Annotated in this window: 23 protein-coding genes and 3 pseudogenes; 9 read left to right on the plus strand and 17 right to left on the minus strand. The window is 62.6% G+C overall.

What is annotated here, in order from left to right; translation table 11 throughout:
- Nucleotides 1-71: 71 nt before the first annotated feature.
- The 11 genes and pseudogenes from KDD17_RS07315 to iscR form a co-directional block, all read right to left on the minus strand.
- On the minus strand, nt 72-1,292 hold the full coding sequence (locus KDD17_RS07315) for an aminotransferase class V-fold PLP-dependent enzyme (protein WP_212705938.1): 1,221 nt from the start codon (nt 1,290-1,292) through the stop codon (nt 72-74).
- The gene (locus KDD17_RS07320) at nt 1,285-1,872 is read right to left on the minus strand and encodes a YIP1 family protein (RefSeq protein WP_212705939.1); all 588 of its coding nucleotides are present in this window, start codon (nt 1,870-1,872) and stop codon (nt 1,285-1,287) included. Before KDD17_RS07320 ends, KDD17_RS07315 begins: the two co-directional genes overlap by 8 nt.
- Nucleotides 1,869-2,357 carry a YIP1 family protein gene (locus KDD17_RS07325; RefSeq protein ID WP_212705940.1) on the minus strand — a complete coding sequence of 163 codons (489 nt, stop codon included), beginning with the start codon at nt 2,355-2,357 and terminating at the stop codon, nt 1,869-1,871. Before KDD17_RS07325 ends, KDD17_RS07320 begins: the two co-directional genes overlap by 4 nt.
- Before the next feature lies 1 nt (nt 2,358).
- Nucleotides 2,359-3,639, minus strand: a complete 1,281-nt coding sequence (gene sufD / locus KDD17_RS07330; RefSeq protein ID WP_212705941.1) for a Fe-S cluster assembly protein SufD — start codon at nt 3,637-3,639, stop codon at nt 2,359-2,361.
- Entirely contained in the window at nt 3,639-4,394 is a 756-nt protein-coding gene (gene sufC, locus KDD17_RS07335; protein WP_212705942.1) for a Fe-S cluster assembly ATPase SufC, read from the minus strand. Before sufC ends, sufD begins: the two co-directional genes overlap by 1 nt.
- 43 nt (nt 4,395-4,437) lie before the next feature.
- The gene (locus KDD17_RS07340; RefSeq protein ID WP_212705943.1) at nt 4,438-5,238 is read right to left on the minus strand and encodes a polysaccharide pyruvyl transferase family protein; all 801 of its coding nucleotides are present in this window, start codon (nt 5,236-5,238) and stop codon (nt 4,438-4,440) included.
- 9 nt (nt 5,239-5,247) lie between these two features.
- Complete coding sequence (locus KDD17_RS07345; RefSeq protein WP_212705944.1) at nt 5,248-5,562, minus strand: heavy metal-binding domain-containing protein; 315 nt, start codon at nt 5,560-5,562, stop codon at nt 5,248-5,250.
- 24 nt (nt 5,563-5,586) lie between these two features.
- Nucleotides 5,587-5,772 carry a hypothetical protein gene (locus tag KDD17_RS07350; RefSeq protein ID WP_212705945.1) on the minus strand — a complete coding sequence of 62 codons (186 nt, stop codon included), beginning with the start codon at nt 5,770-5,772 and terminating at the stop codon, nt 5,587-5,589.
- Nucleotides 5,769-7,289, minus strand: a complete 1,521-nt coding sequence (sufB, locus tag KDD17_RS07355; protein ID WP_254796923.1) for a Fe-S cluster assembly protein SufB — start codon at nt 7,287-7,289, stop codon at nt 5,769-5,771. Before sufB ends, KDD17_RS07350 begins: the two co-directional genes overlap by 4 nt.
- A 53-nt stretch (nt 7,290-7,342) precedes the next feature.
- Entirely contained in the window at nt 7,343-8,431 is a 1,089-nt protein-coding gene (locus KDD17_RS07360; RefSeq protein ID WP_212705947.1) for a cysteine desulfurase family protein, read from the minus strand.
- A pseudogene (gene iscR, locus KDD17_RS07365) lies at nt 8,428-8,897 on the minus strand (Fe-S cluster assembly transcriptional regulator IscR). Before iscR ends, KDD17_RS07360 begins: the two are co-directional and overlap by 4 nt.
- Before the next feature lie 168 nt (nt 8,898-9,065).
- On the opposite strand from iscR, the gene KDD17_RS07370 reads away from it, so the two are divergent.
- From KDD17_RS07370 to KDD17_RS07380, 3 genes are read left to right on the plus strand one after another with little or no spacing between them, the layout of a single operon-like run.
- Nucleotides 9,066-9,719 carry an alpha/beta hydrolase gene (locus tag KDD17_RS07370; RefSeq protein ID WP_212705948.1) on the plus strand — a complete coding sequence of 218 codons (654 nt, stop codon included), beginning with the start codon at nt 9,066-9,068 and terminating at the stop codon, nt 9,717-9,719.
- Complete coding sequence (locus KDD17_RS07375; RefSeq protein WP_212705949.1) at nt 9,719-9,952, plus strand: hypothetical protein; 234 nt, start codon at nt 9,719-9,721, stop codon at nt 9,950-9,952. Before KDD17_RS07370 ends, KDD17_RS07375 begins: the two co-directional genes overlap by 1 nt.
- Entirely contained in the window at nt 9,949-10,536 is a 588-nt protein-coding gene (locus tag KDD17_RS07380) for an HD domain-containing protein (protein ID WP_212705950.1), read from the plus strand. Before KDD17_RS07375 ends, KDD17_RS07380 begins: the two co-directional genes overlap by 4 nt.
- 31 nt (nt 10,537-10,567) lie before the next feature.
- On the opposite strand, the gene KDD17_RS07385 is transcribed toward KDD17_RS07380, so the two are convergent.
- Complete coding sequence (locus KDD17_RS07385; RefSeq protein ID WP_212705951.1) at nt 10,568-12,784, minus strand: NADP-dependent isocitrate dehydrogenase; 2,217 nt, start codon at nt 12,782-12,784, stop codon at nt 10,568-10,570.
- Nucleotides 12,785-12,960: 176 nt separating this feature from the next.
- Between KDD17_RS07385 and KDD17_RS07390 the strand changes: the two genes are divergently transcribed.
- Both KDD17_RS07390 and KDD17_RS07395 read left to right on the plus strand, forming a co-directional pair.
- Nucleotides 12,961-14,175, plus strand: coding sequence for an NADP-dependent isocitrate dehydrogenase (locus KDD17_RS07390; RefSeq protein WP_212705952.1), 1,215 nt, complete (start codon nt 12,961-12,963; stop codon nt 14,173-14,175).
- Nucleotides 14,176-14,330: 155 nt separating this feature from the next.
- On the plus strand, nt 14,331-14,939 hold the full coding sequence (locus KDD17_RS07395; protein WP_212705953.1) for a YitT family protein: 609 nt from the start codon (nt 14,331-14,333) through the stop codon (nt 14,937-14,939).
- Here KDD17_RS07395 and KDD17_RS19220 read toward each other — a convergent pair.
- A pseudogene (locus KDD17_RS19220) lies at nt 14,940-15,145 on the minus strand (DUF6356 family protein).
- Nucleotides 15,146-15,261: 116 nt separating this feature from the next.
- Between KDD17_RS19220 and KDD17_RS07400 the strand changes: the two are divergent.
- The 3 genes and pseudogenes from KDD17_RS07400 to typA all read left to right on the plus strand — a co-directional run bounded on the left by KDD17_RS07400 (nt 15,262) and on the right by typA (nt 18,536).
- Nucleotides 15,262-15,720 carry an Lrp/AsnC family transcriptional regulator gene (locus tag KDD17_RS07400; protein ID WP_212705954.1) on the plus strand — a complete coding sequence of 153 codons (459 nt, stop codon included), beginning with the start codon at nt 15,262-15,264 and terminating at the stop codon, nt 15,718-15,720.
- Between the two features lie 41 nt (nt 15,721-15,761).
- A pseudogene (locus KDD17_RS07405) lies at nt 15,762-16,653 on the plus strand (mechanosensitive ion channel family protein).
- Between the two features lie 65 nt (nt 16,654-16,718).
- Complete coding sequence (gene typA / locus KDD17_RS07410) at nt 16,719-18,536, plus strand: translational GTPase TypA (protein WP_212705955.1); 1,818 nt, start codon at nt 16,719-16,721, stop codon at nt 18,534-18,536.
- 35 nt (nt 18,537-18,571) lie between these two features.
- On the opposite strand, the gene KDD17_RS07415 is transcribed toward typA, so the two are convergent.
- From KDD17_RS07415 to recA, 3 genes are all read right to left on the minus strand, one after another.
- The gene (locus KDD17_RS07415) at nt 18,572-18,859 is read right to left on the minus strand and encodes a DUF1330 domain-containing protein (protein WP_212705956.1); all 288 of its coding nucleotides are present in this window, start codon (nt 18,857-18,859) and stop codon (nt 18,572-18,574) included.
- A gap of 3 nt (nt 18,860-18,862) precedes the next feature.
- Nucleotides 18,863-21,520 (minus strand): alanine--tRNA ligase, encoded by a 2,658-nt coding sequence (gene alaS, locus KDD17_RS07420; RefSeq protein ID WP_212705957.1) that lies wholly within the window; start codon nt 21,518-21,520, stop codon nt 18,863-18,865.
- Nucleotides 21,521-21,695: 175 nt separating this feature from the next.
- Entirely contained in the window at nt 21,696-22,766 is a 1,071-nt protein-coding gene (gene recA / locus KDD17_RS07425; RefSeq protein ID WP_212705958.1) for a recombinase RecA, read from the minus strand.
- A 201-nt stretch (nt 22,767-22,967) separates the two neighbouring features.
- On the opposite strand from recA, the gene KDD17_RS07430 reads away from it, so the two are divergent.
- Nucleotides 22,968-23,567: a gamma-glutamyl kinase gene (locus tag KDD17_RS07430; protein ID WP_212705959.1), complete on the plus strand. Its 600-nt coding sequence runs from the start codon at nt 22,968-22,970 to the stop codon at nt 23,565-23,567.
- Here KDD17_RS07430 and KDD17_RS07435 read toward each other — a convergent pair.
- Nucleotides 23,564-25,852: a hybrid sensor histidine kinase/response regulator gene (locus tag KDD17_RS07435; protein WP_212705960.1), complete on the minus strand. Its 2,289-nt coding sequence runs from the start codon at nt 25,850-25,852 to the stop codon at nt 23,564-23,566. The genes KDD17_RS07430 and KDD17_RS07435 overlap by 4 nt on opposite strands.
- Between the last annotated feature and the right edge of the window lie 21 nt (nt 25,853-25,873).

The raw sequence follows: 25,873 nt of genomic DNA on the forward strand, positions 1-25,873 counted from the left end.
TCCAGCTGAGCTAAGGGTCCACGACGGGCGGTATAGTCGCCCCGCCCTGCCCCTGCAATTACAAAAGCGTCTCAGGCGAACAGATCATGTGCCAGTTCCAGCGCGTCGATCCACGTATCGATCTCGGATTTGGTGTTGTAGACGCCCATCGAGGCGCGGCAGGTGGCGTTGATCCCGATATGCGCCATCAGCGGACCGCAGCAATGCTGCCCCGCGCGCACCGCGACGCCCCGCTTGTCGAGGATGGTCGAGATGTCATGCGCGTGCGCCGCCCCATCGATGGTAAAGCTGAAGATCGCGCCCTTGGTCGGCGTCGTTCCCTGCACCTGCACCCAGTTCAGTCCGCCCAGCTTCTGTACGGCGTAGTCGCGCAGATCGTCCTCATGCGCCTTGATCGCCTGCATCCCGATACCCTGCATGTAGTCGATGGCGACGCCCAGCCCGATCATCTGCACGATGCCCGGCGTGCCGGCCTCAAACTTCATGGGCGGATCATTGTAGGTGACCGTATCCTTGGTGACTTCGCGGATCATGTCGCCCCCGCCGATAAAGGGGCGCATCTCCTCCATCCGCTCGCGGCGGCAAAAAATCGCGCCGGAGCCGGATGGGCCATAGAGCTTGTGGCCGGTGATCGCGTAGAAATCGCATCCCATGTCCTGGACGTCGACGGGCATGTGCACGGCCGCCTGGCTGCCGTCGATCACGGTGCAGATCCCACGGCTGCGCGCCTCGGCGCAGATGGTTTTCACGTCCACCACCGTGCCCAGCACGTTGGACATGTGGGTGATCGCAACCAGCTTGGTGCGTGGGGTGATCGCGTCGATCACGCGGGCCGGATCCAGCGCGCCGGTGCTGTCGGTGTCGACCCATTTGATCACCACGCCCATACGCTCGCGCAGGAAATGCCAGGGCACGATATTGGCGTGATGCTCCATTACACTCAGGATGACTTCATCCCCCTCGCGCAGATGTGCCATCGCCCAGCCGTAGGCGACCATGTTGATGCCCTCCGTCGTGCCGGAGTTGAAAACGATCTCTTCCTCGTCGCTCGCGTTCAGAAAATTAGCAATCTTGGCGCGCACGGCCTCATAATTGTCGGTGGCGATGTTCGACAGGGTGTGCAGCCCGCGGTGCACATTGGCGTATTCGTGGGCGTAGGCGTTGCTGATCGCGTCGATCACCACCTGCGGCTTTTGCGCTGAAGCGCCGTTGTCGAAATACACCAGCGGCTTGCCGTTCACCTCGCGCGACAGGATCGGGAAATCGGCACGGATCTTTTGCACGTCAAACATTTGCGGGTACTCCAAGGGTGGCGGTGCCAATCAGGGCCACCAGCACCAACAGTCCAAAGATGATCCCGACCGCCGAGAGGATCAGCACGCCGACCCCCTGCATCAGCGAGCGCAGCTGCAACCCTTCGGTCAGGAAATTCACGGTGATCCACAGCCCCAGCACCCCCACGACAAGCGAGAAGAGTTGCGCGAGGAACGGCGCCACCAGCATCAGCACCAGCATGATCGCCTGTGCGCCCGCCCGCAGGATCTGCAGCCAGACCATGAGCTTCAGAAGATCGCCCAGATCCCCCTGCCCGCCGATCATCTTTCCGGTCCAGAAAAACGCGTGCACCGTGATCACCAGAACGCCGGTAATCAGGAAAAAGAACATCAGCGGGTTGCTCAGCAGCGGTGGCAGCACGCTGGTGTCGACCCCGAACAGCGACAGGCTGTAGAGGATGGCGTTGATCGCGGCGGCAAGGACAAGCCCGCTCCACAACGCGTCACGGCTCAGCGGAGTGCCCATGATGCGGCGCGCGGCCTCACGCGGGGACTGGATGGTTTGCAGCGCCAGATCCTTGAGCTCATCAGAGATCATGTGTCCGTGTCCTCGGCGACGGTCAGGCCGCTGACCCAGAACCAAGTGAAGACGATCAACCAAAGCAGGCTGAGGATCTGCACCGCAGGCCCCGGCCCGGCAAATCCTGCCGTCAACCCCAGCAGCAGCAGCACCGGGGTCGATGCAAGCAGCGCCCAGATCAGGGTGAACCGGATCTGGAACCCGCTGATCACGCGATTGGCAACGCGCGCCAGCACCCAGACCGCCGCCGCGAACAGATAGACAAAGATCGGCAGGATGAAGATCGTCAGAAACGCCGTCCAATACAGCCGCGCCACCAGCGGCACGTCAGGATCCAGCTGCGCCTCGCGCGCCTGATAGGGGCTGGCGGCGATGAACATCAGCAGCCCCGCAATCAGCAGGAACAACAGCCCGCGCACCTCGTTACGGCCCTGCGACAGGAACCGACGCATGATGCGGCGCGGCCCCCGGTAGGTGGCGACGATATCCTGGGTCAGCGCCATCTCAGCTGCGATGCCGCGTGAGCCAGGCGCCAAGCCGGTCGGTGATGTCATCGCGCAGCTCTTCGTGCGCAATCTCGTCCACCGCTTCGGCAAGGAACGCGAGCGTCAGCAGATCGGTTGCCTCGCCTTCCGGCACCCCGCGCGAGCGCAGGTAAAACAACGCGTCCTCGTCAATCGCGCCGGAGGTCGAGCCGTGCGAACAGGCCACATCGTCGGCATAGATCTCAAGCTCGGGCTTGGCGAGGAACTGGCTGTCGTCATCGAGCAGCAAGGACTGGCTGATCTGATAACCGTCAGTCTTTTGCGCACCGGCTTTCACAAGGATCTTGCCCTGAAAAACACCCGTGGCGCCGTTGCGCAGCACTTTCTTGAACACCTGACGGCTTTCGCAATTCACCGCGTCATGGGTGATGAACACCGTATCATCGTGGTGAAAATCACCGTCGCCCACGCACGCACCCGCCACATGGGCCAGCGCATCGTCGCCGGTGATCTCGATCACACAATCATTGCGGGTCATCACACCGTTCACCGTGACAGTGAAGGAGCGAAACGCGGATTCGCGGCCCAGACGGGCAAAGATATGCGTCGCCGCCCGACGCTCATGGTCGCGACCCTGCGCGCGGATGTGATGGAACGAGGCGGTATCGGCCACCTCGACCTCAAGCACCTGATTGAACCGCGCGGCGGCGGGACCGTCTTCCAAAAGCGTCATCTCGGCGCCTGCGTCCAACTTGATGCAGTGGTGCAGCATCGCGTCAGAAGTCTCTGACACATGGCGATAAATCAGGTTCACCGGCTTGCTGGGTTTGCCCGTCACATGGATCAGCACACCGTCGGTCGCGAAGGCCGTGTTCAACGCCGCCAAGGGACGCGACACAGGCGTCTGCCCGCGCGTTTCGAGCGTGCCATAAAGATGCTGCGCCCAGTGCAGGTCGCTGTCGGCGGTCGCCAGGCGTTCGATGCTGATCCCTTCGAGGGACAGATCATCGGACGCCTCGGCGTCGAAAACACCGTCCACGAACACGATCTTCAGACGGTCCACAGCGTCGAACATTGGCGCTTCGTCATTTTCCAGTACCTTCGCGGGGATCGCCTCGGGCTGGGTCAGCGTATCGGGGCGGGTGTATTTCCAATACTCGTCGCGGCGGGTCGGAAGGCCGGTGGCCTGCACCCGCGCCAGCGCGTCCTCGCGCGCGGCACGCGCCCAGCCGCCGCTAGGCATCTCAAGCCCCGCGATCATCGCGTCGAGCGGATTTGCGGTCGTTGCGGGCTGAGCCATTACGCCACCTCGCTGAGAATGTCGGCGTAGCCGTTGTTCTCAACTTCCAGCGCCAGCTCCGGCCCGCCGGTTTTCACGATACGCCCGTCGGCCATGATGTGCACCACATCAGGTTTGATGTGATCCAGCAGACGCTGGTAGTGCGTGATAACGAGAAACCCGCGCCCTTCGGAGCGCAGCGCGTTCACGCCTTCGGCCACCAGCTTCATCGCATCGACGTCAAGGCCAGAGTCGGTTTCGTCGAGGATGCACATCTTGGGCTCCAGCATCGCCATCTGCAGGATTTCGTTGCGCTTTTTCTCACCGCCCGAAAAGCCCATGTTGACCGGGCGTTTAAGCATATCGGCGTCGATCTTCAGCTCCTTGGCGCGCGCGCGCACCACTTTCAGGAACTCCGCCGCCGACATCTCGTCCTCACCGCGCGCCTTGCGCTGTGCGTTCACCGCCGTGCGCAGAAACGTCATGTTGCCCACGCCGGGGATCTCGACCGGATATTGGAACGCCAGAAACAGGCCCGCGGCGGCGCGCTCTTCGGGCTCCATGTCCAGAATATCTGCACCCTCAAGGTGGGCAGAGCCGTCAGTGACCTCATAGCCATCCTTGCCAGATAGCACATAGCTCAGCGTCGATTTACCAGAGCCGTTGGGCCCCATGATCGCGTGCACCTTGCCCGCCTCGACCTCCAGATCTACGCCTTTGAGGATTTGCTTGTCTTCGTCTTCCAGTTTGACCTGAAGGTTCTTGATGCTCAGCATGATGTGTCCTTTCGTGTGTGAGGTAAGTCGCGGGTCGCGATTGTCAGGCGGCGCCGCGCAGGGCGGCGGGAAAATATGTGCGCAGGGTCGCGCGGCAGGTGTCGATACCCTCGTGATAGTCGATGGGCGTGCCCTTCGGCTGCTCGGGGACGCAGCGCCAGTGGATCGGCGTGCGCATGTCGCGCCGCCCGACGGAGGCAGCGTAATCGAGGTATTTCAACGCGCCCTCGCTTGCCGGATGCACCCAGGTATTGGGCACGCCGTAGGCATCGGCCACAATCAGCCCGTGCAGCGACGAGGCGAACACGTGGTCGCAAGCCGAGATACGCGCGCAGACCTCGACCGGGTCATCGCGCGGGTCGATCAGCTCGTATACCGGGTCCGACGCCACCAGCGTCGCCAGATCGTCGAAATCAAGACTGCGGTGGTGCGGCACCAGTCCGATGCGCCCGCTTGCCGCGGCCTTGGGCACCACCGCGTCAATCAACAGGCCCGGATCGCCAAAACGGTCCATGTCCAGCCCCAGCAGCGCCGCAGTGACCGGCCCGCGCACGACCGAGACCGCGATATTCTCGATCCACTGGCGTCCGGGCACCGGATGCAGCAGGCCCGTGCCCCAGATGTGGATCGGCCCCTTGTCCTCACGCGGCTCGGTGAACTTGCGCTTGACCACCTGCAACATCGAGCCGATCGCAAACAGATCCGACGCACGCGGCCCCGCGTGTTGCACCGCGCGCCCCGACACATGGCCCACAATCAACGGATTGATCGCATCGCCGAAATTCGGCGTGCCCTTCCACCAGTGCAGCAGCACGGGGGCATTAGTGTCGGAGGCGGTGTTCATCGGTGCAGATCAGCCCAGCGTCACGGCGGTGCCAGAGACCGACACCATCATCATGCTGTCCGAGATGATCTCATAATCGATGTCGATGCCGACGATGGCGTTGCCGCCGACGTGATAGCACTCTTCCTTGATCTCTTTCATCGCGGCCTCGCGGGCATCGCGCAGCTTGTTCTCGTACTGGCCAGAGCGGCCGCCGACGATATCGGTCACCCGCGCAAAGAGATCGCGCACGATATTGGCCCCCATGATTGCCTCGCCCACGACGACGCCGTGATACGCGGTGATGGGGCGCCCCTCGACGCTGTTGGTGGTTGTGCAGATCATGTCATATCCCTCGCGCAGCGCGCCTTACTCGTTCCCGCCGCGCCGCTTCCACAGTTTGATGCCAAGGCCGAGGATCGCGTAGACCACGGCAAAGAACAGCGTGCCGGTGATGCGGTCGGCCATGGTTTCCCCGGCCAGATCGATCACGAAGGACAGCGCGAAAAACCCGATCGCCGCGATGCCCGTTTCCTTTGCAAGCTGCCCGATCACCCGACGGAGCCCTCAAGCGAGATCGCGACAAGCGCCTGCGCTTCCATGGCGAATTCCATCGGCAGGGCCTGCAATACGTCCTTGCAGAACCCGTTGACCACGAGGGCCACGGCCTCTTCCTCGTCCATCCCGCGCGAGCGGCAATAGAACAGCTGATCGTCGTCCACCTTGGACGTTGTCGCCTCATGCTCCACCCGGCTCGAGTTGTTCTTGACCTCGATGTAGGGGACCGTGTGCGCCCCGCATTTGTCACCGATCAGCAAGCTGTCGCATTGGGTGTAGTTGCGGCTGTTCTTTGCCTTGGGGTGCATCGACACCAGGCCACGATAGGTATTCTGGGCCTTGCCCGCGCTGATCCCTTTGGAGACGATGCGCGATTTGGTGTTCTTGCCCAGATGCACCATCTTGGTGCCGGTGTCGGCCTGCTGCATGTTGTTGGCGATGGCGATGGAGTAGAACTCGCCCTGGCTGTCATCGCCACGCAGGATGCACGAGGGGTATTTCCATGTGACGGCAGAGCCGGTTTCCACCTGCGTCCACATCACCTTGGCCCGGTCGCCCCTGCAATCAGCGCGCTTGGTCACGAAGTTATAGATCCCGCCCTTGCCGTTCTCGTCACCGGGATACCAGTTCTGCACGGTGGAATACTTCACCTCCGCGTCTTCCTCGATGATGATCTCGACACAGGCCGCGTGCAGTTGCGCCTCGTCGCGCTGGGGCGCCGTGCAGCCTTCAAGGTAGGACACGTAGCTGCCCTTGTCCGCGATGATGAGCGTACGCTCGAACTGGCCGGTATTCTCGGCGTTGATGCGGAAATAGGTGGACAGCTCCATCGGGCAGCGCACGCCGGGCGGCACATAGACGAACGACCCGTCCGAGAACACGGCCGCATTCAGCGTAGCATAGTAGTTGTCAGAGCTGGGGATGACCGTGCCGAGGTATTTCTTGACCAGCTCGGGATGCTCCTGGATCGCCTCGGAGATCGAGCAAAAGATCACCCCGGCTTTCTTCAGCTCCTCCTGAAAGGTGGTGCCGACGGAGACACTGTCGAAGACCGCATCGACGGCCACTTTGCGCGGCGCGTCCGACATTTCTTCCGCGCCCTCGACACCGGCCAGAATTGCCTGTTCTTTCAGCGGAATACCCAGCTTTTTGTATGTCTCAAGCAGTTTGGGATCCACCTCGTCCAGCGACTTGGGCTTTTGGATCATGCTCTTGGGACGGGCGTAGTAATATTGGTCCTGAAAGTCGATCTCGGGGTAATCGACCATCGCCCATTTGGGGTACTTCATGCCCAACCAGCGCTCATACGCCTCAAGGCGCCAGTCCAGCATCCACTGCGGCTCCCCGTTCTTCTCGGAAATCAGTTTGACGATGTCGGCGGTCAGACCCTTGGGGGCGTATTCCATCTCGATATCGGTGGACCAGCCGTGCTTGTAGGCACCGCCGACTTCACGCACGGCGTCTACGGTTTCCTGATCGACACCTTCTTTGACGTTTTGTTCGTCCAAGCTCATGGTCTGTCCTCTCATGGCAGCATTGACGCCGTGGGGCGTGTATCGGCACCGCGCTAGGCCGCGCGGCTTTTGTATCTGTCGTATTTCGCGGCCCAGCTTTCGGCGAACCGCATCACATCGTCTTTTGTCGTCTCAAGGCCCAGCGACACCCGGATGGCGCACGCGGCCTCATTCTCGTCAAAGCCCATGGCGCCCAGCACCTTTGAGGCCTTTACCTTCCCGCTTGAGCAGGCAGAGCCCGCCGAGATGGCAAATCCGGCCAGATCCATCTGCATCACCTGCGTCTCCCCCTTCCAGCCGGGGGTGATCATGCAGGAGGTGTTGGGCAGACGTTCGACCGCTTTCCCGACAAAAATAGTCTCTGGGCTGACAGCCGCAATAGCGTTTTCTAGAATATTTCTAAACTGGGCCACTTCGTCCCACCGCCCCGCCGCCACATCGGCGCCCGCCGCCTGCGCCGCCGCACCAAAACCGGCGATGCCGACGATGTTTTCGGTGCCCGAACGGCGGTTCATCTCTTGCCCGCCGCCGCGCAGCATGGGCGCGGGATCGTCGGCGGTGAAATTGATCAGCGCGCCGATGCCCTTTGGCCCGCCCAACTTATGCGCCGACAGTATCGCGTAGGACGGCGTGACGTCACCGTAGGTCACCGCGACCTTCCCGGCCATCTGCGTGATGTCGCAAATGGTCGAATACCCATCGCCACTGCCCGCAACGGCGCGGTCGGGGCGCATAATACCGGTTTCGCTATTGGCCCCCGATTGCGCGATCAGGCCCGTGGGCGCCGCTATATAGGTCATCGCGCCGCTGCGATCAAAGGCCGAGGGCAGCGCCCGCTCGGACCAAACCCCCAGACAATCATGCTCCGTCGGCAATGCGGCAAAGCTGCCGCCGTGGCGCTCCTTTTGCGCGACCGCAAGCGCCGCCGCCTCGGTCGCACTGGAGGTAAACACCACCTGCTGCGGCTTGCAGCCGACCAGTTCTGCCACCTGCGCACGGGCGTGCTCCACCAGCATCTTGGCGCCGCGGCCCTCGCTGTGCACGGACGACGGGTTGCCCACCACATCCATCGCGTCGATCATCGCCGCACGCGCCTCCGCCCGCAGCGGGGTCGTGGCATTATGGTCGAGGTAGGTTCTCATGCCTCGTCCCGCTCATCGACGACAGGGAACAGCGTGGGCACCGCAGGGCACGGCGACAGCTCGTTGTTGATGACATCCGACAGGCGCGTCTGGTGCAGGAAGACGTAGACATTGGCCGACAGCCCCTGCCACAACCGATTGGTCAGCGATTGCGCGCGGCTGCCCGACAGCCCGCCCGACACCCCGGCCCCTTGTGCATCGCGTCCACGGTCTCATCCACAGCGCTCAGCACGTCGACCACACGGATCTCGCTCGCCGGACGGGCCAATTGATAGCCGCCCGACGGACCGCGCACCGAGCGGACCAACTCCGCCCGCCGCAGCTTGACAAACAACTGCTCAAGATAGGGCAGCGACACCTGCTGGCGCGCCGCGATATCACCAAGGCGCACCAGCGTATCGGCGGGCTGCAGGGCGATGTCGGCCAGGGCGACCATCGCATAACGTCCCTTTGTCGACAGTTTCATCGCAGCCTCCCGCGCGCCGCGCGCGTTTGAATTGACGTTGCAGGCGGAAATGCCTAAATCGCTGGGACGCGCGCAGCCGCACGCCCATAGTTTAGAAACGTTCTAAGATGCCTGAGCGAAAAGGTCAACAACCTCGCCGCCTCTTTGAGCCCCGACAAAGGACCCCCCATGCCAGAGGTGATTTTTCCCGGACCCGAAGGACGGCTCGAAGGCCGCTATCACCCCCAGCGCGAACGCGACGCGCCAATCGCCATCGTGCTGCACCCGCATCCGCAGTTCGGCGGCACGATGAATCACAAGGTCGTCTATAACCTGCACTACGCCTTCTACCAGATGGGATTTACCGTACTGCGGTTCAATTTCCGCGGCGTGGGGCGCAGCCAGGGGGAATACGATCAGGGCGTGGGCGAATTGTCCGATGCGGCCTCCGCGCTCGATTACCTGCAATCGATGAACAACAACTCCAAACACTGCTGGGTGGCGGGGTTCTCCTTTGGCGCATGGATCGGGATGCAGCTGCTGATGCGGCGGCCCGAGATTACCGGCTTCATCTCGGTCGCCCCTCCGGCGAACATGTATGATTTCAGCTTTCTCGCGCCCTGCCCGGCCTCGGGCCTGATCATCAACGGCACCGGCGACCGTGTGGCGCCGCCTGCGGATACGGTGAACCTTGTCAGCAAACTGCACGAGCAAAAGGGCATCACCATCACCCACGAGGAAGTCGACGGTGCGGGCCACTTCTTTGAAGAGCCGCATATGGACACGCTGATCAATACGACGACCACCTACGTGCGCCGCCGCCTGACCGAGAACACGCGCTGATGGCCGACGAACACGTCACCGCGATGGCCAACAAACTGGCCGAAGAATGCCTCGCCGTGCAGAAGGAAACCGGCGAGGACCGTCTGTTCATGGAGGTGGGCGACGTGCTCGGCGCCTCCTCGCAGACGCTGGAGGAAGCCTTCCTCACCGCGATCCGCACGCGCATGGCCGAGCAAAAGGGCCGCGCGTTTCTGGCGGCCAAGTTGAAAAAGCATCGCGACACCGGCGCATGACCGCCCGCCTCGACGCGCAGATCGCGTTTCTGAACGAGGCGGACCGGCTCAAATCCATCGTGCGGGCGACGACGCTCACCGATGGTTCGCGCTATGAGAACTCGGCGGAGCATAGCTGGCATCTGACGCTCTACGCGCTGGTGCTGGCGGATCAGGCGGGGCCGGATGTGGACATCACACGCGTGATCCAGATGCTGATCCTGCACGATCTGGTCGAGATCGACGCGGGCGACACGCCGATTTTCGATGAGGTGGACGCGGCAGCCGTCGCGCGGGCCGAAGCCGCCGCCGCGACCCGCATCTTTGGTCTGCTGCCCGAGGATCAGGGCCCGGCCCTGCGCGCGATCTGGGAGGAATTCGAGGCCGCACAGACCCCCGACGCGCAATTCGCCAAATCGCTCGACCGGTTTCAGCCGCCCATGCAAAACCTCGCCTCGGGCGGGGGCAGCTGGACAGACTACAACGTGAGTGAAGATCGGATCGCCGCTCGCGTGGGTGCCAAGATCGCCATCGGCGCGCCGCGCCTCTGGGACTATGCCCGCGCCCGCATCGCCGCGTTTTTTGCCAATATCCCGAAAGGGTAGCGGGGCGGGCTCCGAAAAGCCCGCCCGATCCTTAGCCGATGATCGCGTTCAGCGTTGCGCTGGGGCGCATCACCTGCGCCGTTTTGGCATCATCGTTGTGGAAATAGCCGCCCGTATCCGCCGCCGCACCCGACCCTTCGGACAGCTCTGCCAGAATAGCCGCCTCGCCCTCTGCGAGCGCCTTTGCGAGGGGGGCAAACTCTGCCGCGAGGTCCGCGTCATCCGATTGCGCCGCCAGCGCCTCGGCCCAGTAGCGAGCGAACCAGTAATGGCTATGCCGGTTGTCGGGCTGGCCCGCCTTGCGGCTGGGCGAGCGGTTGTCGTCGAGGATGCCTTGCGTCGCGGCCTCTGCCGCTGCCCCCAGCACGCCCGCCTTGGCGTTGCCGCGCGCATCCGCCAGGAAGTTGAGGCTTTCGCCCAGGGCACAGAATTCGCCCATCGAATCCCAGCGCAGGTGGTTTTCGCCGTGCAGTTGTTGCACGTGTTTCGGGGCGGAGCCGCCGGCCCCCGTCTCGAACAATCCACCGCCCTGCATCAGCTTGACGATCGACAGCATCTTGGCCGAGGTGCCCAGCTCAAGGATCGGGAAAAGATCGGTGAGATAGTCGCGCAGCACGTTGCCGGTGATCGCGATGGAATCTTTGCCCGCCGTGATCGTTTTCAGCGTCTGCGCCGTCGCCTCGCGTGGCGCCATGATCGCGAATTTATCCGCGACGCCAGCAGCTTGCAGCGCAGCCTTCACGTAGTCGATCAACTGCGCGTCGTGCGCGCGGTTGGCGTCAAGCCAGAAGATCGCCTCCGACCCCGTCAGCCGCTGGCGGTCCATCGCCAGCTCGATCCAGTTCTCGATGGGCGCTTTTTTTACGGTGCAGGAACGCCAGATGTCGCCCGCCTCAACGCTGTGTGCGTGCAGCGTCTCACCGTTCGCCAGCACGATCCGCATGGTGCCCGTGCCGGGTGCCTCGAACGTGGTCGGGTGCGATCCGTATTCCTCGGCCTTTTGGGCCATCAGGCCCACGTTGGCCACGGCGCCGGCGGTGGTCACGTCCAGTGCGCCATTGGCTTTGAAGAAATTGATCGTCTCATCGTAGACGGTGGCATAGCACCTGTCGGGGATGACGCAGTTGGTGTCGCCCTTGGCGCCGGTTTCATCCCAGCCCTTGCCGCCCGCACGGATCACGGCGGGCATCGACGCGTCGATGATCACGTCCGAGGGCACGTGCAGGTTGGTGATGCCCTTGTCGCTGTCGACCATATACATCGACGGACGCTCCAGTGCGTCGATCTCGGCGCGGATCTCGGCGGCGTTGTCCATCGTGTCGATGGCCGCCAGCACATCGGCCAGACCGGAATTGGGCGAGCCGCCCGCGGCCTTGATCGCGGCGCCATGCGTCTCCCATACAGGGCCCAACCATGCCTTGACCGCATGGCCAAAGATGATCGGATCCGACACCTTCATCATCGTGGCCTTCATATGCAGCGAGAACATCGTGCCGTCGGATTTCGTATCCTCGATGGCCTCCGCCAGGAAGGACGACAGCGCCGAGGCGGACATGAAGGTCGCATCGGCAATCGTGCCTTCCTCCAGCGGCCATGCCTCCTTGAGCACGGTCACGGCGCCGTCGGCGCCTTCGAATTCGATGCGCGCGGTGCCGGCCTGTGCGGCGGTGATCGTCGCAGACACCTCATTGGCGTAGAAATCATTGCCGGGCATTGACGAGACCTTGGTCTTGCTCGACGCGTCCCATGTGCCCATTGAATGAGGATTGGCCTGGGCAAAGTTCTTGACGGCCTTGGCCGCGCGACGGTCAGAATTTCCCTCGCGCAGGACCGGATTCACCGCCGAACCCTTGATCGTGTCATAGCGCGCGCGGATCGCTTTTTCCGCGTCGGCCTTGGGCTCTTCGGGGTAGTCGGGCAGCGCATAGCCTTTGCCCTGCAATTCCTTGATCGCCGCCACCAGCTGGGGCGTCGAGGCCGAGATGTTGGGCAGCTTGATTACATTCGCCTCGGGCGTCTTCACCAGCTCTCCCAGCCAGGCCAGATCGTCGCTCTGGCGCTGATCCTCGGTCAGGTTCTCGGGGAAGGTCGCGATGATACGGCCCGCCAGTGAGATGTCGCGCGTGCCGACCTCGATGCCCGCAGGGGCCGTAAAGCGGCGGATGATCGGCAGGAAAGACGCGCTCGCCAGCTCGGGGGCTTCGTCAACCTTGGTATAGATGATGTCGGGCGTGTCTGATTGGGCCATGTGGTCCTCTTTCTGTGCGTGGCTACGTCGGGTCGGCGGGCGCAAACCCGGTATCGTTGATTGCCCCTGCGGTATCCAAGCGGGCGGCGCGTGTCAATGTGTACCGTGGTATACCGGCTTTTCACCGCCCGCGAAATCCGCTACCACGCTGGCACCGTAGCCCAAAAGGATCCCCCATGACAAAGATCAAGGTAGACAACCCCATCGTCGAACTCGACGGGGACGAAATGACCCGCATCATGTGGGATTTCATCAAGAAAAAGCTGATCACGCCCTATCTTGACGTGGATCTGAAGTACTTCGACCTCGGGATCGAGGCGCGCGATGAGACCGACGACCAGATCACCATCGACGCGGCCCACGCGATCAAGGAATTTGGCGTCGGCGTGAAATGCGCGACGATCACACCGGACGAGGCGCGGGTGGAGGAATTTGGCCTCAAGAAGATGTGGCGCTCCCCCAACGGGACGATCCGCAACATCCTGGGCGGCGTGATCTTCCGCGAGCCGATCATCTGCAAGAACGTGCCGCGCCTTGTGCCCGGCTGGACGCAGCCCATCGTTGTGGGCCGCCACGCCTTTGGCGATCAGTACCGCGCGACTGATTTCAAATTCCCCGGCGCGGGCAAGCTGACGATCAAATTCGTCGGCGAGGACGGCACCGAGATCGAGCATGAGGTTTTTGACGCGCCGGACGCGGGCGTGGTGATGGCGATGTACAACCTCGACAAATCCATCATCGATTTTGCCCGCGCCTCGCTGAACTACGGTCTGGTCAAGGGCTGGCCGGTGTATCTGTCGACCAAGAACACGATCCTCAAGCAATACGACGGCCGGTTCCTCGAGCTGTTCCAGCACATCTATGAGACCGAATTCAAAGAGCACTTCGAAGAAGCAGGCATCGAATACCAGCACCGGCTGATCGACGACATGGTCGCCTGCGCGATGAAATGGAACGGTGGCTATGTCTGGGCGTGCAAGAATTACGACGGCGATGTGCAGTCGGACACGGTGGCGCAGGGGTTTGGATCGCTTGGGCTGATGACATCCGTGCTGATGACGCCGGACGGCAAGACGGTCGAGGCGGAAGCCGCCCACGGCACCGTCACCCGCCACTACCGCCAGCACCAGAAGGGCGAGGAGACCTCGACCAACTCGATCGCGTCGATCTACGCCTGGACCGGCGCGCTCAAGCACCGCGCCAAACTGGACGAGAACGCGCCCCTTCTCAACTTTGCCGAAACGCTTGAGCGGGTCGTCGTCGAAACCGTCGAGAGCGGCCATATGACCAAGGATCTCGCGCTATTGGTCGGGCCCGATCAGGGATGGCTGACGACCATGGGCTTCCTTGAGAAGATCGACGAAAACCTCAACGCCGCTCTCAAAGGCTGACCTGCAGGGTCGTCCCGGTTGGGGCGGCCCTTTCGACCGGGGATCGGAATTTTTCGAAAATTCCGGCCGGAAAATTTGAAATTTTCCGATACGCGTATCGAATTTTTTCACTGGGCGGGATTGTCGGCACAGGGCGGCATACTAGGTCAGCCTTTATGACTAATTCTGATTCCGTTCCCCACAGTAGGCTGGACGACGTGCAGGGCCTGTCGCTTGGCGTGTTCCTGTGCGGCTTCGGGCTGAGCTTGCTGACCTCCGCAGGTTTGATCACCGGGCAGACCGCCGGCGTGGCGGTGATCCTATCTTACCTGACCGGCTATTCCTTCGGGGTGGTGTTCTTTGTCATCAACCTGCCGTTCTACGCGCTGGCGTGGAAACGGTTGGGGACTGAATTTACCGTGAAATCGCTGATCTCGGTCACTCTGCTGTCTGTCGTCACCGACACGATCCCGCGCTTTATCGACATCGCCCGCATCGATCCCGCGTTTGCCGCCGTAGGGTTCGGCGCACTGGTGGGGATCGGGCTGCTCGCGATGTTTCGCCACAATGGCTCGCTCGGGGGATTTGGTGTGATTGCCCTGATGGTGCAGGACACTACGGGGTTTCGTGCGGGCTGGGTGCAGCTGATCTTTGACGCGGCTGTCTTTGGGACGGCGCTGTTCCTCTTTCCGCCGTCCGTCGTTCTGTATTCACTGCTCGGCGCGGTAGTGTTGAACCTGATCATCGCAATCAACCACCGCCGCGACCGCTACCGCGCCACGTAATCAGCTGCCGCGATTGTGGGTCTTGTGGTAGAGATCCGCGATGATCGTGCTTGCGGTTTTCTCGAACAGACAGGGGACAATCGCGTGGACCAACGCCGCCCCCCGGCCAGAAACAGTTTTCCTGCGAATTTGCCCGCAAAGGCCATGTGCTGAAAAAAGCTCTCATCCACGCTGGCGGGGTGGTCGAGAAAGATCCGGTTGATCATCTGTTGTCTCCTCGGGTTTGCATTTTCATCAGTCTACCCAAAGGGGAGTTTGCATTTTTCCCAAAGATCGGCACATTTGGACATGATTTGGGAAATTTTCACACAGAGCGCGCATAATGAATGACATTGATGAAATAGATCGCCGAATCCTGAGCGCGCTGCAACGCGACGCGGGCCAATCGCTCGAAACCCTCGGCGCGCAGGTCGGCCTGTCGCGCAACGCCTGCTGGCGCCGGATCCGCGCGCTGGAGGAGGCAAGCATCCTGACAGGCCGCATCGCCACGGTGGATGCCGCACGGCTGGGCCTTGGCCTGCAGGTTTTCATGCAGATCCGTACCAGCGCGCACGCGCCAGACTGGCTGCGCAAATTTTCCGAAGCAACCCGTGCCATGCCGGAAATTCAGGGCGTCTACAGGATGAGCGGCGATCTGGACTATCTTATTCGTGCGCGCGTGGCGGACATGGCGGGCTACGACGCGCTGTATCAACGGCTGATCGCGCGGGTGCCGCTGTCGGATGTGTCCGCGAGCTTTGTGATGGAGGAGATCAAGGAGACGACCGCCCTGCCGCTCTAGCGGGAACCAACCGAGCCCGGGGCGGTTAGCCCCGCATGGATATGTTTTTCGACAGCGCGCTTTGGCGCCAGCTCCCCGACCCGCTCCGCGACCAGCTCGAAAGCTATATCAGCGGATTTTGGGCCGCCCTGCCAAACCTGATCCTTGCGATTGTCTTTCTTATCTTCATTTCCTTGCTGGTTCGGCTGATCGGTTGGATGCTGCCGAAATTCCTTGGCCGTGCACACATGCGGCGGGGTCTGACAGATGTCGTGATGATGCTGGTGACCGTAGGTCTGTGGCTGCTGGGCGGGCTGATCGCCGTGACCATCGCCTTTCCCACCATCACGCCGGGTCGCGCGCTGACGGCCCTTGGTGTCGGGGGGTGGCCATCGGTTTCGCCTTCAAGGATGTGTTCGAGAACTTTCTGGCGGGCGTGCTGCTCCTGATCCGTGAACCGTTCGCCATAGACGATTTCATCGAATGTGAGGATATCGAGGGCCAGGTCGAGGAAATCACCATCCGCGACACCCACGTGCGCCAGACCGACGGTCAGCTGGTCGTGGCCCCAACGCGATGTTTTTCAAAAATCCCGTCACCATCCGCACCGCCCGTGACGTGCGGCGCACAACGATCATCTGCGGCGTGGCCTACGGCGAGGATGTCGACCACGCCCGCGAGGTCATCGCCCGCGCCGTGCGCGGCGTGGATGCCGTGCGCGATGACGTGAAGGACGTACAGATCTTTGCCCAGGAATTCGCCGACAGTTCGATCAACTTCGAGGTCACCTGGTGGACCGGTTCGCGCCCCATCGACATTCGCTCAAGCCGCGACAAGGTGGTGGCGGCGGTGAAGCGCGCGCTCGACGATGAGGGGATCGAGATCCCCTTCCCGTACCGCACCATGACCTTCAAGGAGCCGTTGCAGCTGGTCCGGCCCGAAGAGGCCGAATAGCATTGCCTTTGCGCGCGCCGCACGGTAGAGCGCGCGCAACCCTCCCTCCGAGACAAGGCATTCCCATGGACCTGCGAAACATCGCAATCATTGCACACGTCGACCACGGCAAGACGACACTGGTGGACGAGCTGCTCAAACAATCCGGCACCTACCGCGAAAACCAGGCCACGACCGAACGGGCCATGGACAGCAACGATCTGGAGCGCGAGCGCGGCATCACGATCTTTGCCAAGCCCACATCCGTCGAATGGAAAGGCACCCGCATCAACATCGTCGACACCCCCGGCCACGCCGATTTCGGCGGTGAGGTGGAGCGGATCCTGTCGATGGTCGACGGTGTGGTACTGCTGGTGGACGCTGCCGAAGGGCCGATGCCACAGACCAAATTCGTAACCTCCAAGGCGCTGAAACTCGGCCTGCGCCCCATCGTGGTCATCAACAAGGTCGACAAACCCGATGGCGAGCCCGACCGCGCGCTGGACGAATGTTTTGATCTCTTCGCCAACCTCGATGCCACGGACGAGCAGCTTGATTTCCCGACGATGTATGCCTCCGGCCGGTCGGGCTGGGCGGATATGGAACTGGACGGCCCGCGCAAGGATCTGAACGCGCTCTTCGAGCTGATCATCGAGCATGTGCCCGCGCCCGCGCAGATCGCAAAACGCGACGAGCCCTTCACCATGCTGGCCACCACGCTGGGCGCCGATCCGTTTCTGGGCCGGATGCTCACGGGCCGGGTCGAGACCGGGAGCCTCAAGGCAGGGCAGACGATCAAGGCGATGTCGCGCGACGGCACCCTGATCGAGAATTTCCGCGCGACCAAGATCATGGCCTTCCGAGGGCTTGAGCAAACCACGATCGACGTGGCCGAAGCGGGTGACATCGTCTCGATCGCCGGTATGACCAAGGCGACCGTGGCCGACACGCTCGCCGATCAATCCGTGTCAGAGGCGATCCCGGCGCAGCCCATCGATCCGCCCACCATCACCGTCACCTTTGGCATCAACGACAGCCCGCTGGCGGGTCGTGACGGCAAAAAGGTGCAGTCCCGCGTCATCCGCGAGCGTCTGCACAAAGAGGCGGAATCGAATGTCGCGATCAAGATCACCGATACTCCGGGCGGCGAGGCCTTTGAGGTCGCGGGTCGTGGCGAATTGCAGATGGGCGTTCTGATCGAAAACATGCGCCGCGAGGGGTTCGAGCTGAGCATTTCGCGCCCGCAGGTGTTGTTTCGGGAAATCGACGGTGTGCGCCATGAGCCCATCGAAGAAGCCACCATCGACGTCGACGACGAATACTCCGGCGCGGTGATCGAAAAGCTGACAGGCACCCGGCGCGGGGAGCTGGTGGAGATGAAACCCGCAGGCGCTGGCAAGACCCGCATCGTGGCCCATGTGCCCTCGCGCGGGCTGATCGGCTACCACGGTGAATTCCTGACCGACACGCGCGGCACGGGTGTTCTCAACCGCGTGTTCCACGACTGGGCACCGCACAAGGGTCCGATCCCGGGCCGTCGCGCGGGCGTTCTGATCTCGATGGAGAACGGCACCTCGGTCGCCTACGCCCTGTGGAACCTCGAAGAGCGCGGCAAGATGATGATCGGCGCACAGGCCGACGTCTACACCGGCATGATCATCGGTGAGCACAGCCGTGAGAACGATCTGGAAGTGAACCCGCTGAAGGGCAAAAAGCTGACGAACGTGCGGGCCTCTGGCACCGATGAGGCGGTCCGGTTGACCACGCCCATGTCGCTGTCGCTGGAAGAAGCCATCGCCTATATCGACGACGACGAATTGGTCGAGGTCACGCCAAACGCCGTGCGCCTGCGCAAGCGCTACCTCGATCCGCACGAGCGCAAGCGGATGGCAAAAGCCAGCTGAATGAAAAACGGCGCCTCCCGGGGCGCCGTTTTTTGTTACTCAGTCGTCTCTACGATCAGCAATTCCCGCTCCGACGCGCCGCGCGCGTGCGCGAGCGCGGACTGATAGGCGTCGGAATGATAGCACCGCTCGGCGGTCTCGACGTCCGGAAAGCGTGCGACGACGTTGCGCGGGCGCTCCTTGCCCTCAAGCTGCACGAACCGACCGCCGCGGGCGATGAATTCGCCCCCGTGCTCGGCAATGGCGATGGTCGCCCCGGCGGCGTATTTCTTGTACGCCTCTTCATCCGTGACGGTGACATGGGCAATCCAAAGTGCGGGCATTGTCTATCCTTTCAAAACGGTTTCGGCGGCTGCAATCGCGGCCTCGGCATTGTCGGCACTCGCGCCACCGCCCTGTGCCATGTCGGGGCGACCACCGCCACCCTTGCCGCCCAATTCGGCCACAGCCGCGCGCACCAGATCCACGGCAGAAACGCTGCCGGTCGCATCCTCGGTCACGCCAGCCGCCACGGCGGCCTTGCCGCCCGTGTCCGCGATCAACAGCACCGCGCCGGAGCCAAGCCGCGCCTTGTGCTCGTCGATGAGGCTCGGCAAATCCTTGCCCGTCACGCCGGTCAACACCTGCGCGTGGAACTTCACACCGTTGATCTCCTTGGCTTCGGGCGCGGTTGCCGCACCTCCGGCCATCGCCAGTTCACGCCGCAGTTGCGCAACCTCATTGGCGAGACTGCGGCGTTCGTCCATCAGCGCGCGCACACGGGCGGGCACCTCTGCCACCGGGGCCTTCATCTCAAGCGCGACCTGCGCCAGTCGTTGATCCTGTCCGCGCAGATAGGCCATCGCGGCCTCGCCGGTCAGCGCCTCCATCCGGCGCACGCCCGCGCTGCTGGCACTATCGCCCAGCACCACAAACGCGCCGATATCGCCCGTGCGCCGCACGTGGGTGCCGCCGCACAGCTCCAGCGAATAGGTGTTGCCATCGGTTCCCTTGCCGGAGCCGTCCTGCATACCCATCGACACCACGCGCACCTCGTCGCCGTATTTCTCCCCGAACAGCGCCTGCGCACCAAGCCCGCGCGCGTCGTCGGGCGTCATGATCCGGGTCTCAACGGGTGTGTTCTGGCGGATGTAGGCGTTCACCTCGGCCTCGACCGCCGCGATATCCGCGAGGCTCACCGCCTCGTTGTGGCTGAAATCAAAGCGCAAACGATCCTCGGCATTGAGCGAGCCGCGTTGCGCGACGTGATCGCCAAGCGCGTGACGCAGCGCCTCGTGCAGCAGATGCGTGGCCGAATGGTTCGCCCGGATCGCCGTGCGCCGCGCGTGATCTACTTCAAGAACGGCGGCTTCCCCGTTGGAAACGCTCCCCTTTTCGACGGTCGCAAAGTGAATGAACACGCCCGCCGCCTTGCGTGTATCGGTCACGCGCGCCGTGCCGGAGGCCGTGCGGATCACCCCGCTGTCGCCGACCTGCCCGCCGCTTTCGGCGTAAAATGGTGTCTGGTTCAGCGCGATCTGCACGCTGTCCCCCTCACCCGCTGCCTCGACCTTGGCCCCCTCCCGCACAAGGGCGACAATCTTGCCCTCCGCCGTCTCGGTCTCGTAGCCCAGAAAATCGGTGACGCCATCGGCCTCGGCCACGTCGAACCACACGGTCGCATCCGCCGCCTCGCCCGAGCCTGACCACGCCGCGCGCGCCTTGGCCTTTTGCTCGGCCATGGCCGCGTCGAACCCATCGGTATCCACGCTGCGCCCCTTTTCGCGCAGCGCGTCCTGCGTCAGATCCAGCGGGAAGCCGTAGGTGTCATAAAGCTTGAACGCCGCCGCCCCGGGCAGCACTGCGCCCTCATCCAAGCCTGAAACCTCTTCGTCGAGCAGCTTCAGCCCGCGATCGAGTGTCTGGCGGAAGCGTGTTTCCTCTTGTAACAGCGTCTGTTCGATCATGCGCTGCGCTTGTCCCAGTTCGGGATAGGCCGCACCCATCTGGCCGACGAGCGCTGGCACCAGACGGTGCATCAGCGGATCCTGCGCGCCCAGCAGATGCGCATGACGCATCGCGCGGCGCATGATCCGGCGCAGCACGTAGCCGCGCCCATCGTTGCTGGGCATCACGCCGTCCGCCATCAGGAACGAGGTCGAGCGCAGGTGATCCGCAATCACCCGGTGGTGCGTCTTTCCCGGCCCATCGGGATCGGTGCTGGTGGCATTCGCCGACGCCTCGATCAGGCTGCGCATCAGGTCCGTGGCGTAATTGTCGTTGGTCCCCTGCAACAGCGCCGCGACACGCTCGATGCCCATGCCGGTATCGATGGATTTGTTCGGCAAATCGCGACGCGTGCCGTCCTCGAACTGCTCGTACTGCATGAAAACGAGGTTCCAGATCTCGACAAAGCGGTCGCCGTCTTCCTCGGGGGAGCCGGGAGGACCGCCCCAGATGTGGTCGCCGTGATCGTAGAAAATCTCGGTGCACGGCCCGCACGGGCCCGTGGGGCCTGCGGACCAGAAGTTATCGTCCGTGGCGATGCGGATGATGCGATCGTCGCTCAGCCCCGCGTGCCGCTTCCAGATCTCCACCGCCTCATCATCAGTATGATAGACCGTCACCAGCAGCTTGGACGCGTCGATGCCGAACCCTTTGGTCAGCAGATCCCAGGCCAGCGGGATGGCGTCCTCTTTGAAGTAATCGCCAAAGCTGAAATTGCCGAGCATCTCGAAAAACGTGTGGTGGCGCGCGGTGTAGCCGACGTTGTCCAGATCGTTGTGCTTGCCGCCTGCGCGCACGCATTTCTGCGCTGTGGTAGCGCGGGAGTAGTCACGCGTCTCGACCCCGGTAAAGAGGTTCTTGAACTGCACCATGCCCGCCGCCGTGAACATCAGCGTCGGATCGTTGCGCGGCACCAGCGGGCTGGAGGGCACGATCGCGTGGCCGTGGTCGCCAAAATACGACAGGAAGGTCGAGCGGATGTCGTTGAGCGTCTGCATGGGGCGTCCTTTTTTGGGCACGTTTTGCGCCCGTTTCAGATAGCTGCGGCGCGCGGGCCTGTCCACAGGGCGGCACGGAAAAAGGGTGCCGATCCTGCGACCGACACCCTTTTCCAGGTATTCTCGACACGCCGCAGCGCGCCGGGGGATTTAGGCAGTTCCCGTCTGCGGGTGCTTATCCTTCGAGGATATCCGGATCGTCCATCTCATCCGAGCCGTCGAAATCAAGCCCGTGGGCCGCGCGGATCTTGTCCTCGATCTCGTGAGCCATCGCCTCGTTTTCGCGCAGGAAGGTTTTGGCGTTCTCACGCCCCTGCCCGATCCGCTCATCCCCGTAGGAGAACCAGCTGCCGGATTTGTCAACGATCCCGGCCTTCACGCCCATGTCCAAAAGCTCCCCCATCTTGGAGATGCCCTCGCCGTACATGATGTCGAATTCAACCTGCTTGAACGGTGGTGCGACCTTGTTCTTGACGACCTTCACACGGGTCTGGTTGCCCACAACCTCGTCGCGGTCCTTCAGCGCGCCGATGCGGCGGATATCCAGACGCACGGAGCTGTAGAACTTCAGCGCGTTGCCGCCGGTCGTCGTCTCGGGCGAGCCAAACATGACGCCGATCTTCATGCGGATCTGGTTGATGAAGATCACCATACAGTTCGAGCGGCTGATCGAGCCGGTGAGCTTGCGCATCGCTTTGCTCATCAAACGCGCCTGCACGCCGACGGAGCTGTCGCCCATCTCGCCTTCAAGCTCTGACTTTGGTGTCAGTGCCGCAACCGAATCGACGATGACCATGTTGACCGCGCCCGAACGCACGAGCGTATCGGTAATCTCCAGCGCCTGCTCGCCCGTGTCTGGCTGCGAAATCAGCAGCTCGTCGATGTCCACGCCCAGCTTGCGCGCGTATTGCGGATCAAGCGCGTGCTCGGCGTCGACAAAGGCGCAAACCCCGCCCTGCTTTTGTTGCTCGGCCACGCAATGCAGCGTCAGCGTGGTTTTGCCCGAGGATTCGGGGCCGTAGATCTCGATGATCCGGCCCATCGGCAAACCACCGATCCCCAGCGCGATATCCAGACCCAGCGAGCCGGTGGAGGACGCCTTGATGTCCTGCATCGCCCCTTCATCGCCAAGCTTCATGATCGAGCCCTTGCCGAACTGCCGCTCAATCTGCGCAAGCGCGCTGTCGAGCGCCTTTTGCTTGTCTGCCGTTTTCTTATCCATGCTCAAAAGATCTGCCGTTGCCATTGGGTTCTTCCCTTACTGTCACAGGGGCGTGGCGGCGGCAATCGCCGCTTTGCCCGGGCGTGGGTGTTCCGTTAATGTTCTTATGAGATCAAAAAGAGAACATTTCAATCAAAATCGTCCTTTCTCATCATTTGTCTCTTTTGGTTAAGGAAAGGTTTATGCTTCACTGCCCGGATAGAATTCTTGAACGGAGCCGCCCGCGTGCTTGTCTTTTTTGCCGAACGTCTCGCGTTCCTGTCGGTGCCAAAAACCGGCACGACGGCCTATCATACGGCGCTGCGCGACCGCGCGGATCTGGTGATCAGCGATCCGCCCCTTCTCAAGCACGCGCCGGTCTATCGCTACAATCGTTTCATCCGCCCGATGTTCGCAAACGTCTGCAACGCCGAGATGGAGCTGATGGCGGTGATGCGCGAGCCTGTGAGCTGGCTCAGCAGCTGGTATCGCTACCGCCGCCGCCCGTTCATGCAAGGCAAGCCCAACAGCACCCATGACGTGAGTTTCGATGAATTTGTGCTGGCCTACATGAAGGGCAAGCGTCCCGGATTTGCCGACGTCGGCAGCCAACTGAAGTTCCTGGAGCGCCAGCCCAACGGCACGGGAATCACCCATCTATTCCGCTACGAGGACCAGCCGCGACTACAGCAGTTTTTGCGCGATCGTCTTGCGGTCCCGCTTGAGCTTGCGCAAGAGAATGTCTCTCCCCGGCTCGACACACCCCTGTCGGCGGATGTCGAAACCCGATTTCGCCGCAAATTCAGCGAGGATTTCGCGCTTTACGACAGTATCCCGTGCGATTAATGCAGCTGCTTATTCACTGTTTCAGTGAGATCGTTGAGCGAGAAGGGTTTGGGCAGAAAGACCGAGTTGGGTATCTTTTTCTGCGCCTCGCCCAAACTGTCCTCTGCATAGCCAGAGACAAAGACAACGCGGACATCGGGTCGGTCCTTTAGGGCTTCACGCACCCAACTTGGCCCATCCATGCCGGGCATAACCACATCCGTCACGAAACAGTCGATCTTCAGCTGTCGGTCCTCCAACGTGTTGAGCGCGGCTTCGGCGTTCTCGGCCTCCAGCACCGTGTAGCCGCGCAGCCGCAGCGCCCGGCTGGCAAAGGCGCGCACGGGGGCCTCATCCTCGACGAGCAGGATGACCCCACCATCGTGCGGCGTGCCATCCGCCTTGGCCGGCTCCATCGCTTTTGGCTGAGCGGCGTCGTGGAGCGGCTGTGCGTAGACGGGGAAGTAGAGGATAAAGGACGTGCCCACATCCACTTCGCTGTCGACAAAGATATAGCCACCCGTCTGCTTGACGATGCCGTAAGCGGTCGACAGACCGAGGCCGGTGCCCTCGCCCGTGCGTTTGCTGGTGACGAATGGTTCGAACACCTTCTGCAGCCGATCACCGGGGATACCCACACCGTCATCCTCGACGCGGATCGTGATGTAGTCCCCCGACGGCACCGTTACCCGGTCTCGCGTCAGCGGGCTATCAAGCGTGACCGCTTCGGTTACGATACGGACCTCTCCGCCCGATGGCATCGCGTCGCGGGCGTTCACAACAAGGTTCATGAGCACCTGTTCCAGCTGCCGCTTGTCCGCACGGATTGGTCGCAGCACGGGATCATGGCGTAGGGTCAGGGTCACTTTTTCGCCAACCAGCCGGTTCAGCAGATGGGTCAGATCGGCGAGGGTGTCGCGCATGTCGAGCGTTTCCGGGCGCAGGGTCTGCTTGCGCGAGAAGGCGAGGAGCTGCCCTACAAGCGAGGCGGCCCGGTTGGCGTTCTGGTTGATCTGGATCAGATCGTCGTAATTCGCATCGCCGGGATCGTGGCGCAGCAGCAAAAGGTCGCAATGGCCCGAAATCGCGGTCAACAGATTGTTGAAATCATGCGCGACGCCGCCCGCAAGCTGGCCGATAGCCTGCATTTTCTGGCTTTGCACGAATTGCGCTTCGAGCGTCTTGAGTTCAGTCGCGTCATGCAGCACCGCCACAAGTGCCGGTGCGCCATCCTCTTCGATCCGGTTCAGCGTCACTTGCACGAATGTCTCGCGGTCGCGCCGGGTAAGACGCAGGAATTCGGATTTCTGCGCGAGGCGCCCGGCCAGCGTATCGTCGAGCCAGTCCGATATCGCGCGGCCGAGTCCCTCCATCAGGTCGGCGATATTCGCGTCATTGACCAAGGCCACGCCGATCAGCGCGCTTGCCCTTGCATTGAAACCCATCACCTGGCCCTGCGGCGAAATCTTGATCATCGGGATGGGCATATTCTGAAACACCGGCCAGCCGTCGGCGGAGGCCGTCTCTCCCTGAACGGCGGGCGGGGGCAGCAGATAGATCGCGCGCCGCCCGGCCCCGGCGTCCGTCTGCGCGATGAGCGCCGCTTTATCGCCAGTGGTGGTGGCGACCTGCATCACGGTGCCCGGCACGATGACCTGATCCGTGAACACCATCTCGATCGTTTTGCTGCGCGCGCCGACGAACTGCCGCGCGGCGTGGTTCATCGACAAAATCGCCCCGCTGCGCCCGACCATGATCATCGGTAGAATACGGTTGTCACTGGGAAGCTGGCCTGCAGCGGGGGCGGCGTTGACGTCGATCCGCCACACGAAATTCTCACCGGTCTGATGCACGTTGATGGACAGGCTGCCGCTGCCGGTCACAATCTCCTCGCGCGCGAACCCGACGGAGTCGGCCCGGGATTGCAGCCGGAACAAAACGGGCCCGGGATTTGCGATGCGATCCCCCAACGCCTGTGACACGGTGCGATTATCCGGCATCCCAAACGCCGCAAGGGCCGCGGGATTGGCGTAGCTGATGATACCATCCGCTTCTGCAATCAGGCACGGCGTGCCATCATGGTCGAGGACCTGCGCCGCCGCCGGCGCAGGGCGCGCGCGCCCGCTCAAAATCGCAAGCAGGGCGGCAAAAGCCATCAGAGCGCCCCCCAGGATACTGCCCGGCACAGATGTCTCAACCGGTGCGATCTGCGCCAGCGCGATCACAGCCACCCCAACCCCAGCGACCGCCAGAAGCCGCAAGGGTGGAAAACGCCCGCGGGCGGCAAGAAGTGACTGATCTGGCATAACACCCTTTCATGCGGACAG

Source organism: Sulfitobacter albidus (assembly GCF_018200035.1).
GTDB lineage: Bacteria > Pseudomonadota > Alphaproteobacteria > Rhodobacterales > Rhodobacteraceae > Sulfitobacter > Sulfitobacter albidus.